This window comes from Chromobacterium haemolyticum, from assembly GCF_009936155.1.
GTDB lineage: Bacteria > Pseudomonadota > Gammaproteobacteria > Burkholderiales > Chromobacteriaceae > Chromobacterium > Chromobacterium haemolyticum.
In genome coordinates this window covers 450,883-464,048 of sequence record NZ_AP019312.1, presented here as the reverse complement: position 1 = coordinate 464,048, position 13,166 = coordinate 450,883, and the positions used below count along the sequence as shown (strand labels likewise).

General features: G+C 63.5%; 13 protein-coding genes. 10 read left to right on the top strand and 3 right to left on the bottom strand.

The features are described 5' to 3' along the window. Positions 1 to 72: 72 nt before the first annotated feature. Positions 73 to 621, top strand: a complete 549-nt coding sequence (locus GYH29_RS02190; protein ID WP_019102972.1) for a cupin domain-containing protein — start codon at positions 73 to 75, stop codon at positions 619 to 621. Positions 622 to 771: 150 nt separating this feature from the next. On the opposite strand, the gene GYH29_RS02185 is transcribed toward GYH29_RS02190, so the two are convergent. From GYH29_RS02185 to GYH29_RS02175, 3 genes are all read right to left on the bottom strand, one after another. Next, a complete protein-coding gene (locus GYH29_RS02185; protein ID WP_019102973.1) occupies positions 772 to 2,208 on the bottom strand; it encodes a sodium:solute symporter family protein in 1,437 nt (478 codons plus the stop codon). 327 nt (positions 2,209 to 2,535) lie between these two features. Continuing rightward, positions 2,536 to 3,756: a DUF2399 domain-containing protein gene (locus GYH29_RS02180; protein ID WP_161523107.1), complete on the bottom strand. Its 1,221-nt coding sequence runs from the start codon at positions 3,754 to 3,756 to the stop codon at positions 2,536 to 2,538. A 155-nt stretch (positions 3,757 to 3,911) separates the two neighbouring features. After that, positions 3,912 to 4,955 (bottom strand): GGDEF domain-containing protein, encoded by a 1,044-nt coding sequence (locus tag GYH29_RS02175; protein WP_157222134.1) that lies wholly within the window; start codon positions 4,953 to 4,955, stop codon positions 3,912 to 3,914. Positions 4,956 to 5,149: 194 nt separating this feature from the next. Here GYH29_RS02175 and GYH29_RS02170 point away from each other — a divergent pair, with 194 nt between their 5' ends. The 9 genes from GYH29_RS02170 to kynA all read left to right on the top strand — a co-directional run bounded on the left by GYH29_RS02170 (position 5,150) and on the right by kynA (position 13,122). Continuing rightward, positions 5,150 to 5,665: a GNAT family N-acetyltransferase gene (locus GYH29_RS02170; RefSeq protein WP_019102976.1), complete on the top strand. Its 516-nt coding sequence runs from the start codon at positions 5,150 to 5,152 to the stop codon at positions 5,663 to 5,665. 104 nt (positions 5,666 to 5,769) lie between these two features. Continuing rightward, positions 5,770 to 6,162, top strand: a complete 393-nt coding sequence (locus tag GYH29_RS02165; protein WP_019102977.1) for a hypothetical protein — start codon at positions 5,770 to 5,772, stop codon at positions 6,160 to 6,162. A 76-nt stretch (positions 6,163 to 6,238) separates the two neighbouring features. After that, positions 6,239 to 7,573 carry a tRNA (N6-isopentenyl adenosine(37)-C2)-methylthiotransferase MiaB gene (gene miaB / locus GYH29_RS02160; RefSeq protein ID WP_019102978.1) on the top strand — a complete coding sequence of 445 codons (1,335 nt, stop codon included), beginning with the start codon at positions 6,239 to 6,241 and terminating at the stop codon, positions 7,571 to 7,573. Between the two features lie 84 nt (positions 7,574 to 7,657). Continuing rightward, complete coding sequence (locus GYH29_RS02155) at positions 7,658 to 7,945, top strand: YciI family protein (protein ID WP_019102979.1); 288 nt, start codon at positions 7,658 to 7,660, stop codon at positions 7,943 to 7,945. 82 nt (positions 7,946 to 8,027) lie between these two features. Beyond that, positions 8,028 to 9,014, top strand: coding sequence for a PhoH family protein (locus tag GYH29_RS02150; protein ID WP_161523106.1), 987 nt, complete (start codon positions 8,028 to 8,030; stop codon positions 9,012 to 9,014). Next, positions 8,995 to 9,501, top strand: coding sequence for an rRNA maturation RNase YbeY (ybeY, locus tag GYH29_RS02145; protein WP_161523105.1), 507 nt, complete (start codon positions 8,995 to 8,997; stop codon positions 9,499 to 9,501). The genes GYH29_RS02150 and ybeY overlap by 20 nt, the downstream gene beginning before the upstream one ends. A 3-nt stretch (positions 9,502 to 9,504) precedes the next feature. Then, the gene (locus GYH29_RS02140) at positions 9,505 to 10,356 is read left to right on the top strand and encodes an HlyC/CorC family transporter (protein WP_019102982.1); all 852 of its coding nucleotides are present in this window, start codon (positions 9,505 to 9,507) and stop codon (positions 10,354 to 10,356) included. A 273-nt stretch (positions 10,357 to 10,629) separates the two neighbouring features. Continuing rightward, positions 10,630 to 12,114, top strand: a complete 1,485-nt coding sequence (gene lnt / locus GYH29_RS02135) for an apolipoprotein N-acyltransferase (protein WP_081574450.1) — start codon at positions 10,630 to 10,632, stop codon at positions 12,112 to 12,114. Positions 12,115 to 12,279: 165 nt separating this feature from the next. Further along, positions 12,280 to 13,122: a tryptophan 2,3-dioxygenase gene (gene kynA / locus GYH29_RS02130; RefSeq protein WP_081574302.1), complete on the top strand. Its 843-nt coding sequence runs from the start codon at positions 12,280 to 12,282 to the stop codon at positions 13,120 to 13,122. The last annotated feature ends 44 nt before the right edge of the window (positions 13,123 to 13,166 follow it).

Below are 13,166 nucleotides of genomic sequence, written 5' to 3'. Positions count from 1 at the left end.
GTGACGCTATTCGAAAAATTGTCGAAAATACTAAGCAGAGGCCGACAAGGGCACGCCACCGAGGTTACAGGCATGGATATTGGATTACGCGTCAAACAAGTGCGCGAGCACTTCGCGCTGTCGCAGCGCGAGCTGGCGAAACGGGCCGGCATGGCCAACGCCACCATCTCGCTGATCGAGCAGAACCGGGTCAGCCCGTCCATTAGTTCGCTATTGAAGCTGATTCAGGGTTTCCCGATGACGCTGACCGAATTCCTGACCTTTGGCGAACCGCCGCCCAGCGACCCCTACACCTTCCGCCGCGACCAACAGCCGGACCTGGGCCGCGACGGCCTGAAGCTGCTGATCATCGGCGCCTCCAACCCCAACCGCCAGATGCGCATGCTGCGCGAGCTGTATTCGCCGGGCGCGGACACCGGCAAAGAGATGATCACCCATCCGGAGGGCGAGGAGTGCGGCGTGGTGGTGCGCGGCACGGTGGAGCTGACCGTGGACGGCCACATCAGCATCCTCTCCGCCGGCGACGGTTATTACTTCCCCAGCACCCTGCCGCACAAATTCCGCAATATCGGGCCGGACGAGGCGGAGATCATTAGCGCCAACACCCCAGCCAACTTCTGAGAACCTGTTCACGATCTGCTGCGCGTTGGCGATACGGCGTTGAAAATCGCTTCGAAATGCTCATGTACCCCTCGTACACTCAGCTTTTTCGCTCGTTTTCGCCTTGTCTCGCCCTGGCTCGCGAGACTGTGAACAGGCTCTAAGGTCAGGTCAGAAGCGACCCACTGCAGCCAGCGCCCCGCGCCCCAGGCGCTGCGGCAGCAGGCTGCCGGCCACCATGCCGACAATGCTGAAGCCCAGGCCCGCCAGTTGCGGCGGCCAGAACGGGTCCGCCGGGCCGAACCAATCCAACGCCAGCCAGCTGCCCAAGCCCAGCGCGATGGCCAGCAAGGCGCCCTGCGGCGTCGAACGCTTCCAGAACAAGCCGGCGAACAACGGCGCCACCGCCGACACCAGCGTCACCTTGTAGGCATTGCCCACCATCTCGTAGATGGTGGCGTCGGACAAGAGCGCGAACACCGTGGTAATAATGGCCAGGCCCACCACGGTCAGCCGCATCGCCAGCAGGAACTGGCGGTCCGACATCACCGGGATAAAACGGCTGAGCACGTTCTCGGTAAAGGTCACCGACGGCGCCAGCAAAGTGCCGGACGCGGTGGACATGATGGCGGACAGCAGCGCGCCAAAGAACATCACCTGCGCGAACAGCGGCGTGCGCTCCAGGATCAGGCTGGGCAGAATCATCTGCGCGTCCTGCTGCATCCAGCGGCTCACCATGGTTGGATCGATCAGGGTGGCGGCAAAGCCGATGAAGATGGGCAGCATGCAGAAAGTCAGGTACAGGCCGCCGCCAACCATGGACGCGCGCGCCGCGACGTTCTCGTTCTTGGCCGACATCACCCGCTGGAAAATATCCTGCTGCGGAATCGAACCCAGCATCATGGTCAGCAAGGCGCCAACAAAGCCGACAACATCTTTGGGCGACAGGCTGGGAATCATGGTGAACTTGTCCTGCGCCGCCGCGTGCTGCAGCACCTTGACCGGGCCGCCGGCCATGTCGCCAATCAACCAGGTCAGATAAAGCAGACCAGCGACAATCACCGTCATCTGGAAGAAATCGGTCAGCGCCACCGACCACATGCCGCCAAACAGCGTGTACACCAGCACGATGCCGGCGCCCAGCAGCATGCCGGCGTTGGCGCTGATCGCGCCTTGGGACAGCACGTTGAACACCACGCCCAGCGCGGTCAACTGCGCCGCCACCCACCCCAGGTAGGAGGCGATGATGCACAGCGACACAAACAGCTCCACATTGCGGCCGAAGCGCTGTTTGTAGAAGTCGCCTATGGTCAGCAGATTGAGCCGGTACAACGGCCGCGCGAACAACAGCCCCACCAGCACCAGGCACATCGAGGAGCCGAACGGGTCTTCGACGATGCCGGCGAAGCCCTTGTCGATAAAGGTGGCCGGAATGCCCAGCACCGCTTCTGAACCGAACCAGGTGGCGAACACCATGGCGGTGACAATGGGAAACGGCAGGCTGCGGCCGGCCACGGCGAAATCGCGGGCATTGCGCACGCGGGTGGCGGCGTACAGGCCGATGCCCACGGACAACAACAAATAAACAACGACGAAGCCAATCAGCATGGGAATGATGTTCCTCTTCAGGCGGCGCGCGCACGCGCCCAAACGGCGGCCCAAAAGCAAGAGGCCGGCGGGGGCACCTGACACCCCGCCAGCCTCTCTCAATTCCTGAAAACCTTGATATCTTGCTTTGCCATCAAGGGTTTGGGGGGCGATGATAACGCAGCTTTTTCTCGCTGTGTACCCATTGCCGGGCAGTTTTTTCACACCCGCCCCAATTTGCCCGAATGTCATTGCCGGCGCGTTGCCGCCCATCCGTCTTTTCCGCTTGCCGCCCGTCGTCGAAGCCGGATTCGCGCGGCTGTTTTCAGCGGGCCGGACGACGAACGCTCAGTCTCCCCAGTCCTCGATGAACAACGCCTCTTGCTCCACTTTGCACTGCTTCTCCTGCATCTCCATCGCCAGGCCATGCAGCAAGGGCGGCAAGCCGCCGCCCATCAAACGCGCCAACTGCGTCTGCTCCGCCTCGCTCAAAGGCTGGGCGCCGTTGGCCAGCGTCAATTGCTCCGCTTGCATCCGCCACGGCGACCATGGCCGCCCGGCCTGCTCCGCCACCTGACCGGCGGCCATGGCGACGGCGATGCCGGACGGAGCCAAATCGCAAGCGATCTGCACCGGCACCCGCAGCAGGCTTAACAAGTGACGAACCGCCTCGCGCCAACGCTGATGCGGCTGGCCCGGCACCCAGACGGTCAACACCGGCAGCGCTTGCTGGCTGAGCGTCTGGAACACGCTGAGGTTCTCCACGATGCGCACGCTGCGGATTGCGCCCTCCACCGCGCTCACGCTCATCAACGCCTCCGGCCCCAAGGCCACGCCTTGCTGCAGCAAGGCGGCGGACAACAGGCATTGCTGCCCGGCCCACAAACCCAGCGGCCCGGACAAGAAAACGTGCGGAGTGTGGGCGGCGATGCCACAAGCTTCCAGATCCACGCCGAACTCCGCCAGCCACTGCCGGTCCGCGGCACCGAAAGCCTTGCTGCGCCCCAGCGCGCGCTGCGAGAACTGACGCTCAGTGCCCCAACAACCGTCCAGCAGCCATTGATCCAGCGCCTGGGCCAGTTTCAGACGGCGTTCCAGCGTAGAGGATTGCAAGTGCGGACTCAGGCTTTCCGCCAGACCCAGCAGCCACGGATGGCGCGGCTGCCAGCCGCGCCACAGCTCCACCACTTCGGCCTGAGGCTGCGCGTCGGCCATGCCCAATAAGTGACGCAGGCCGTACATGTCCAGCCACTGCACCCAGAACGGATGCAAAGGCTGGAAGCGCAGCCCGGTTTCGGCGTGCAGCTCTACCTCGCACCAGCCGGCCTCCAGCAAACGGCGCAGCAGGTTCTCCGCCAGAGCCGGGCTGTCCGCCGGAGCCAGCAGCGTGCTCCAGCGCGCGCGGTCGCGCCGCGTCTTGAGCCAGCCGCGCACCATGTCCTGCTCGTCCGCGCTCAGCGGCAAGGGCCGCGGCGCGGCCAGCGGCGTCAGCAGCAGATTATGGCCGCGCGCGCCCAGCGGGGTGCGACGAACGGAATCGGGGGCGATCTGGGACAGCCAATGCGACATAGCGGACGACTCGATGAAAAGGCGGATGAGGAATAGACCATTTTTCCGTCAGAAATTCAATGCCGGCTTCGTGACGGGGCAGCCGGCCGCGCCGGAAGGCAAACGCGGACGAAAGCCAGCTAAACCCTCGCGGGCTTTGAGCCGTGAATGGCCTTTCAAGCCGCTTGCCAGGCGATCACCCGATCACGGCCGCCGGACTTGGCCTGATACAGCGCTTGGTCCGCCCGGTGGAAAGCCTGCTGCAAGCCGCCGTTTCCCACCTGACAAACACCGGCGCTGACCGTCACCCGCCCATGAGGGAAAGGGGCGGCACGCACCTGTTGGCGGAAACACTCCAACCGCGCCTGCCCCGCCGCGTCGCTACGCGCCGCCAGCAGCACGCCGAACTCCTCGCCGCCGATGCGGCCGTAAATCTGGTCGTGAAAGGTTTCGGCCAACAAGGCGCTGACCTCGCGTATCGTCTGATCCCCCACCGCGTGCCCATGGGTATCATTGATGCGCTTGAATAGATCGATATCGATAATGGCCAGATAGAACGCAATGTCCTCATGTCCAAGCGCGTACTCCGCCTGCTGCAGAAAGGAGCGCCGGTTGGGCAGGCTGCTCAGCGAGTCGTAAAAAGCCTGCCGCCTCAGCTTGTTCAACAAAAGATGGTTGCTGCGCAGGGTTTGCACTACCTGCAGATGCACCAACACCATGCCGCCGATGATGATGGCCAGAAAGCCGAAGCCGTAAATCGTCTGCTCGCCGCCCCAACGCAAAAAAACGCGCGCGGGATCGAACACCAACAACAACAGTCCCCAAAAACTCAGGGTGTGCCATATATTGGACATGCTGATCGACATTACCAACGCCGACACGCCCAGCGTTGGCAACAACAGGTACTCGCCGTAGCCGCCGGCATCCAGCGCTCGCTTCATCGCCAGGCAATACCCAATGGCGAACAACACCTGCCATAACAGCAAAAGACGGCCGCTCCGCGCCACGATCTGCAGAAGGATCAAGCCGCCCAGCCCCAGGCCCACCGCCAGGAACAACCACCCTGGCACCATGCCGCCGTACAGGCGGCGCACCAGCAGAAAGCCCAGCGCGCCCAACACCCCCACCCCCTGGAACCCCAGGCTGCGCCATTGAAAAGCATCGATCAGATAAGCGTCGAAGTCTTGCTCCAGCGGCCGCACCGGCGCAGGTATCGTCATCGCATCATGCTCCCGCCCACACGCGTCTGACATCGCGTCTTGCTGTGGTATAGGCGCCTGAACCGCCCCCATGCAATCCTCCCCGAGGCCGGCTGGCCCCCCGCTCTCCCGGAGGCTATAATCGCCGCCTTCGACGCGGCGCGGCTCTTGCCGCGCGCTTTGCTTTTTGTCTTCCATGGATTGGCCCGCACCCGATGTCCGCAGTCTGTCGCCGGCAGGACGCCATTGTCCTGCGCCTGATGCAAGTTCAAGATTTTCCCGCCGTGCTGCAAGTTCAGCAACACTGCTATCCCCCGTCGCTGATAGAAAGCCGCGACGCGCTGGCCTCGCGCCACCGGCTATCCCCGGACACCTGCTGGGTGGCGGAGCGCCCCGGACAGGTACTGGGCTATGTGTTCGCCCACCCCTGGGCCGGCGGCCGTCCGCCCAGCCTGAACCGCCCGCTGGAGCGGTTGCCGGAAACAGTCGACACCTTGTTCATCCACGATCTGGCGTTGCACCCGGATGCGCGCGGCCATGGTCTGGGACCGCGCCTGGTGCAAACCGTACTGGGCCAGGGCCGACGGCGCGGACTGCGCCAGGCACGGTTGGTGGCGGTTCAGGGCGCCGCGCGCTACTGGAAACGCTTTGGCTACCAGCCCTGCGCGCGCGACGATTACACCCGCCAGGCCTATGGCGAAGGCGCGGTCGGCATGCAACGCGCCTTGTGAACGCCGGCCGCATCGGCGCGCCAAAACGCCTATGCTGCAAGGAAGATTTGGCCAGCCCCTTGGCCAAGCTATGATAGAATCGCGCGCAACGTATTCAATTCCTTATGAAAATACTCATAGTCGCCCTGTGTGCGGCATGGCTCGCCGCCCCGGCCCTGGCCGGCCGTTTGCTGCCGATGGAACTGAAGGCCGGCACCGTCCGCGCCGCGGATGACGCCACCATCGAGTTCGTCAAGAAAGACCGCTCCTTGCTGGAAAGCCTGCTCGGCATTTTCATCCGCTCCGAACGCCAGTTCCCATTGGCGCCCGGCCTGCGCATCTTCGACGAGCACAACCGCTTCCTGCTGCGCGGCCAACTGGAAAGCCTGGAAGGCCGCCCGGTGGGCGTCACCTTCAATATGCAAGGTCAGATCAATCGGATCTGGGTGCTGCGCCCCGAGGAAGTGGAGATGCTGAAGCAAAGGGAAGCCGAAGCAGCCGCCCAACCGTCCCAATAAACTCAGCCGCCCATGGCGGCGCCTGTCGGGTCTGGCCCGCGGCGAATTGACAGAAACACGCTGGAATCTAGCTGCAATGAAAAAGGTATACATCAAGACTTTTGGTTGCCAAATGAACGAGTACGACTCGGACAAAATGGCGGATGTGCTGTCCGACTCCGAAGGCATGGTCAAAACGGACAATCCGGAAGAAGCCGACATCATCCTGTTCAACACCTGTAGCGTGCGCGAAAAGGCGCAAGAAAAAGTGTTTTCGGATCTGGGCCGCATCCGCCCGCTGAAAGAGGCCAAACCCGATCTGATCATCGGCGTCGGCGGCTGCGTGGCGTCGCAGGAGGGCGAGACCATCGTCAAACGCGCGCCCTACGTCGATGTGGTGTTTGGCCCGCAAACCCTGCACCGCCTGCCGGACCTGATCAAGTCGCGCCAATCCAGCGGCAGCTCCCAGGTGGACATCTCCTTCCCGGAAATCGAGAAGTTCGACCACATCCCGCCGGCCAAGGTGGAAGGCGGCGCGGCTTACGTTTCCATCATGGAAGGCTGTTCCAAGTATTGCTCTTTCTGCGTGGTGCCTTACACCCGCGGCGAGGAAGTCAGCCGCCCCTTTGACGACGTGCTGACCGAAATCGCCGGCCTGGCCGCGCAGGGCGTCAAGGAAATCACCTTGCTGGGACAAAACGTCAACGCCTATCGCGGCGCGATGTCCGATGGCGAAATCGCCGACTTCGCGCTGCTGCTGGAATACGTGCACGAGGTGCCGGGCGTGGAGCGCATCCGTTTCACCACCAGCCACCCGCGCGAATTCAGCCAGCGCATCATCGATTGCTACGGTAAGCTGCCCAAGCTGGTGTCCCATCTGCACCTGCCGGTGCAAAGCGGCGCCGACCGCGTACTGGCGGCGATGAAGCGCGGCTATACCGGCCTGGAGTACAAATCCATCATCCGCAAGCTGCGCGCGCTGCGGCCGGACCTGTGCCTGTCCTCCGACTTCATCGTCGGCTTCCCCGGCGAAACCGAGGCCGACTTCGAACAAACGCTGAAGCTGGTCAAAGACATGGAAGTCGACTTCAGCTACGTGTTCATCTACAGCCCGCGTCCGGGCACGCCGGCGTCCAATCTGCCGGACGATACCCCTCACGCGGAAAAAGTGCGTCGCCTGGAGGCCCTGAACGAGGTGATTGAGGCCAAGGGCTTCGCCATCAATCAATCCATGGTGGGCACCGTACAACGCGTGCTGGTGGAAAGCGTGTCCAAGAAAGACGCCACCATGCTGGCGGCACGCACCGCCAACAACCGCGTGGTCAACTTCGTAGGCCACCCGCGCCTGCTCAATCAGATGATAGACGTGCGCATCACCGAAGCGCGTCCGCACTCGCTTGTGGGCGAGGCGCTGATCGCGGAAACCGTCTGAGCATGATGTCCGCCCGCCATTTTTTTACGCCGGCCGCCGCGGGCGGGCGTATGCTTGGCGCTTTACATCCGAGCTGACGCCGCCATGTTCATCGTTTCGCTAAGCTATATCGCCCCGCTGTCCGACATCGACGCGCAGCTGGAAGCGCACGTCGCCTGGTTGCGGCAGGGCTACGCCTCCGGCCTGCTGCTGGCCTCCGGCCGCAAAAGCCCGCGCACCGGCGGCGTGATCCTGGCGCGCGGCGAACGCGCCGAGCTGGAAGCCCTGCTGGCGCGCGATCCGTTCGCCATCGCCGGCCTTGCCCGCTACGAGATCACCGAGTTCCACGCCAGCATGAGCGCGCCGGAACTGGATTGTCTGCGGAACATTTGATGAACGCCGCAGCCTTAACCCTTGTCCATCGGTCGTCCCGCCCCGCCGCGGGCCTCCGACAACGACCCAGACTACGAGCCGCATGACTACATCGCACGCCGAACCCCTCAGCTTCAATCCCGTCGACAACGAACGGCTGGCCCGCCTGTGCGGCCCGCTGGACGAAAACCTGAAACAGATAGAAACCGGCCTGGACGTGACCGTGCAGCGCCGCGGAGAAAGCTTCCACGTGCAAGGCGAACAGGCCAAGACAGCGGTGGAAGCGCTGACCCGGCTCTATCTGCTGGCGGAAAAACAGGAGCTGTCGATAGACGACGTGCAACTGTGCCTGGTGGAACTGCGCCGTCACGCGCCCAACGGCGCAACGGCTGCCGCCGAAGACGAAGACGCGCCGGTGCTGGTGACCCGCCGCGGCGATCTGCGCGGCCGCACGCCGCGCCAGAGCCGCTACATCAAAGCCATTCAGCAACACGACATCACCTTCGGCATTGGCCCGGCCGGCACCGGCAAAACCTATCTGGCGGTGGGCTGCGCGGTGGACGCGATGGAGCGCGACACGGTCAAACGCATCGTGCTGGTGCGCCCGGCGGTGGAGGCCGGCGAGAAGCTGGGCTTCTTGCCCGGCGACCTGGCGCAGAAGGTGGATCCGTATCTACGGCCGCTGTACGACGCGCTGTACGATCTGATGGGCTTTGATCGCGTGACCCGGCTGTTCGAGAAGAACCTGATCGAGATCGCGCCGCTGGCCTATATGCGCGGCCGCACGCTGAACAACGCCTTCATTATCCTGGACGAGGCGCAGAACACCACGCCGGAACAGATGAAGATGTTCCTGACCCGCATCGGCTTCGGCTCCAGGGCGGTGATCACCGGCGACGTGACCCAGATCGACCTGGCCCGCCATCAGAAAAGCGGCCTGGTCGAAGTGGAGCGCATTCTGGACAAGGTGCGCGGCATCCATTTCCATCATTTCCAGAGCGACGACGTGGTGCGCCACCCGCTGGTGCAGAAAATCGTCGACGCCTACGACCAATACCAAAGCAAGCAAGATGAAAAGAGCCAAGCGTAACCCGCTGCTGACGCGCCTGGCCGCGCGCCTGGAACTGAGCCTGGAGGTGCGCAGCCAAACCGCCGCCCTGCCGCGGCCCGCGGATTTGCGCCGCTGGAGCCAGGCTGCGCTGCAAGCCGGCGTCAAGCAGGCCCAGGTCAGCATCCTGATCGTGGACGCGGACGAAGGCCGTCAAATGAACCGCGACTACCGCGGCAAGGACTACGCCACCAATGTGCTGAGCTTCGCCCTCAACGAGGGCGACCCGGTGCCGGGCCTGCCGCTGATCGGCGATCTGGTGCTGTGCGCGCCGGTGGTGGAAAAAGAGGCCGCCGAGCAAAACAAGCCGCTGCAAGCCCATTATGCCCACCTGCTGGTGCACGGCATGCTGCATCTGCAGGGCTTTGACCACGAGCAAGACGACGAAGCCGAAACCATGGAAACGCTTGAAACCGTCATCATGCAGAGGCTAGGATATCCCGACCCCTATCAAGAGGAGCAGTTCTAAGAAATGGAAGACCCCAGTAAACCGCGGCCGACTTGGCTGGAACGCCTGTCCACCATGTTGCTGCGCGAGCCGGAAGATCGCGAAGAGTTGATCGAACTCTTGCACAACGCATTCGAGCGCAACCTGCTGGACGCGGAAGCGCTCGGCATGATCGAAGGCGTGCTGGAAGTCAGCGAGCTGACCGTGCGCGACGTGATGATCCCGCGCAGCCAGATGAACGTGATCAGCTGCGACGACCCGATCACCCGTTTCCTTCCGATGGTGATCGACTCCGGACACTCGCGCTTTCCGGTGATAGGCGACAGCAAGGACGACGTGCTGGGCATTCTGTTGGCCAAGGAACTGTTGCGCTACTTCCACGCGCCGGCCAGCTTCGATTTGAAAGCGGTGCTGCGCCCGGCGGTGTTTGTGCCGGAATCCAAGCCGCTGAACGTGCTGCTGCGGGATTTCCGCGCCACCCACAACCACATGGCGGTAGTGGTGGACGAATACGGCGGCGTGTCCGGCCTGGTGACCATTGAAGACGTGATCGAGCAGATCGTCGGCGACATCGAGGACGAATACGACACCGAGGACGACGAGGAAGATATCCTGCCGGTGCGCGGCCATCAGCGCTACCGGGTCAAGGCGCTGACCGAGATCGAGGACTTCAACCATTACTTTGAAACCGATTTCGAAGACGACGACGTCGACACCGTCGGCGGCCTGGTGATCTCCCTGACCGGCCACCTGCCCAAGCGCGGCGAAGCGGTGGAAGCCGCCGGCCTGCGCTTCACCGTGCTGCGCGCCGACAACCGCCGCGTAGACACTCTGCTGGTGGAGCGGATTCAGGCCGGCGAGACCAGCGAGGTCTAAGACCCTGTTTATAATCGGCCGCGTGTCGGGGAGTATTACACGGTGCGTACACCTTAGAAGTGCTCATGTACCCTGCGCACACTCCGCTTTCTCCGCCGTTTTCGCCTTGTTTCGCCCTCGCTCTCCGGCTCGAAGGCAGACTTGGAAAACCATCTCCAGGCACATGAGACCGGATTGGGCTTGGTGCCCGCGCCTGCCGCTCCTAAGATGAATATCAGCTATTTGACAATCCGTCGGCCGGCTTTTTCCGGCCGGCTTCGCCTGATGCCTACCATGCGCACTTTACTGGTCCTGCTGGCAGCCGCCTTGGCTGGCAGCCTCACGCTGTTCGCCTTCGCCCCCTACCGCTTGTTCTGGATCATGCCGCTATCGCTTGCGGCGCTGGCTGACCTGACCCAGCGCCACCCGCAACGCGCGTTCTGGATCGGCTATGTCTGGGGCCTGGCCTCCTACACCAGCAACTTCAACTGGATCTACAACAGCCTGCACGACGTGGCCGGCTTGCCGGTCTGGATCGCCTTACCGCTGGTGCTGTTGCTTCCGGCCTATCTGGCGCTCTACCCGGGCCTCGCGATGTGGCTGAGCGCTCGCGTCACCGCCAAGCCTTGGCAACGCTGGTTGCTGGCCTTTCCGGCCCTGTGGGAACTGGGGGAATGGCTGCGCGGCTGGGTGTTGACCGGTTTCCCCTGGGCAGCCGCCGGCTACTCCCAAATCACGGAAAGCCCGCTGGCCGGCTACGCGCCGCTGGGCGGTTCCCATCTGGTCACCTACCTGGTGGCGTTGTCCGCCGGCGCGCTGGCGCTGATGGTTCACAGCGGCTGGAAAATGCGTGCAGGCCTGCTGATCGCCGCGCTGGCGGTATGGGGCAACGGCTTCTGGCTGAAAAGCATTGAATGGACCTTGCCTCAGGGCAAGCCGATCAGCGTGGCGCTGGCCCAAGGCAATATCGCCCAGGAACTGAAATGGTCGCCGGAAAACCTGGAAGAATCCCTGCGCGTGTATTACCAGCAAGTGGCCACCGCCCGCGCCGACCTGATGCTGCTGCCGGAAACCGCGCTGCCGCTGTTCCTCGACGACCTGCCGTCCGGCTACCTGAGCATGATGGAAGGGCAGGCCCAGCGCGCCGGCATGGCGCTGGCCACCGGCGTGCCCCGCCGCACCAACGACGGCCGCGGTTATTTGAACGCGGTGGTGGCGCTGACCACACCGGGCCGACCGTATTTCGCCAAGGACCATCTGGTGCCGTTTGGCGAATTCATTCCTGTGCCCGGCCTGATAGGCTGGATCTACCAGTTCATGAACATGCCGATGTCGGGCTTCAGCAGCGGTGGCGCCAATCAACCGCCGCTGGCACTGGCCGGCGAGAAAATCGCCTTCAACGTCTGCTACGAAGACAGCTTCGGCGAAGAGCTGATAGGCCCGGCTTCCCAAGCCAGCATCATGGCCAATGTCAGCAACCTGGCCTGGTTCGGCAAGAGCGTGGCGATGAGCCAGCACCTGCAGCTATCCCAGGCGCGCGCGCTGGAAAACGGCCGCTACATGCTGCGCGCCACCAATAACGGCATGACCGCCATCATCCGCCCGGACGGCGAAATCGCCTCGGTGGCGGCGCCCTACACCCGCCAGGTGCTGCAGGGCTTCGCCCAGGGCCGCCAGGGGCTGACCCCCTATATGCGCCACGGCAATGCGCCGGTCTTGATTGGCTGCGCGGCGCTGCTGCTGCTGGCCATGCTGCTGGGCCGCAAGCACCGGCCCTGAGCCTTGGCTACCTTCGCCTTGAAAACGCGCGATGTTTCCTCACCGGAACATCGCGCGTTTTGACATTCGGCCCCGGATTCCCGATCATCATTCGCCGGCGGCGCGAACCGGTCCCGCACCGGAACCACACCAAGAAAGACGCGCCGCCTCTACAAGGGAAAAACCATGAACGAGAGAAAACTGGAAGCCGGGATCGTCACCAACTTTTCCGAGCGCATGAGCTACGGCGGCTATCTGTGCCTGGACGAACTGCTGGCCTGCCAGAAGCCGCTGTCCAACCCGCCGCACCACGACGAGTTGCTGTTCGTGATCCAGCATCAGACGTCGGAATTGTGGATGAAGCTGATGCTGCACGAGTTGCAGGCCGCGGTGCGCTTCGTCCAGCAGGACACGCTGGGCCCCAGCTTCAAATGCCTGGCGCGGGTCAAACAGATCCAGCGCCTGCTGTTTGAACAATGGGCGGTGCTGGAAACGCTGACGCCGTCCGAGTACATGGAATTCCGCGACGTGCTAGGCAACTCCTCCGGTTTCCAGTCGCACCAATACCGCTCCATCGAATTCCTGCTGGGCAACAAGAACCAGGCAATGCTCAACGTGTTCGCCCATGAGCCGGACAAGCACGCGGCGCTGAAAGCCATTCTGGACGCGCCCAGCCTCTACGACGAATTCCTGCGCCATCTGGCGCGCCGCGGCCTGCCGGTGCCGGCCTCCAGCCTGGAGCGCGACTGGTCGCAGCCCTATCAGCGCAATCCGGAACTGATCCCGCTGTTCAAGACCATTTACGATCACCCGCAGCAGCACTGGGAAGCCTATGAGATGGCGGAAAAGCTGGTTGATGTGGAGGAATACTTCCACCTGTGGCGCTTCCGGCACATGAAGACGGTGGAACGGGTCATCGGCTTCAAACAGGGCACCGGCGGCTCCAGCGGCGTGCGCTTCCTCAAGCAGGCGCTGGAGCTGACTTTCTTCCCGGAGTTGCTGGACGTGCGCACCGAGATCGGCCGCTGAGGCGGCGGGGGAAACGGCGGCGGCCCAGGCCGCCGCGTCTCCTC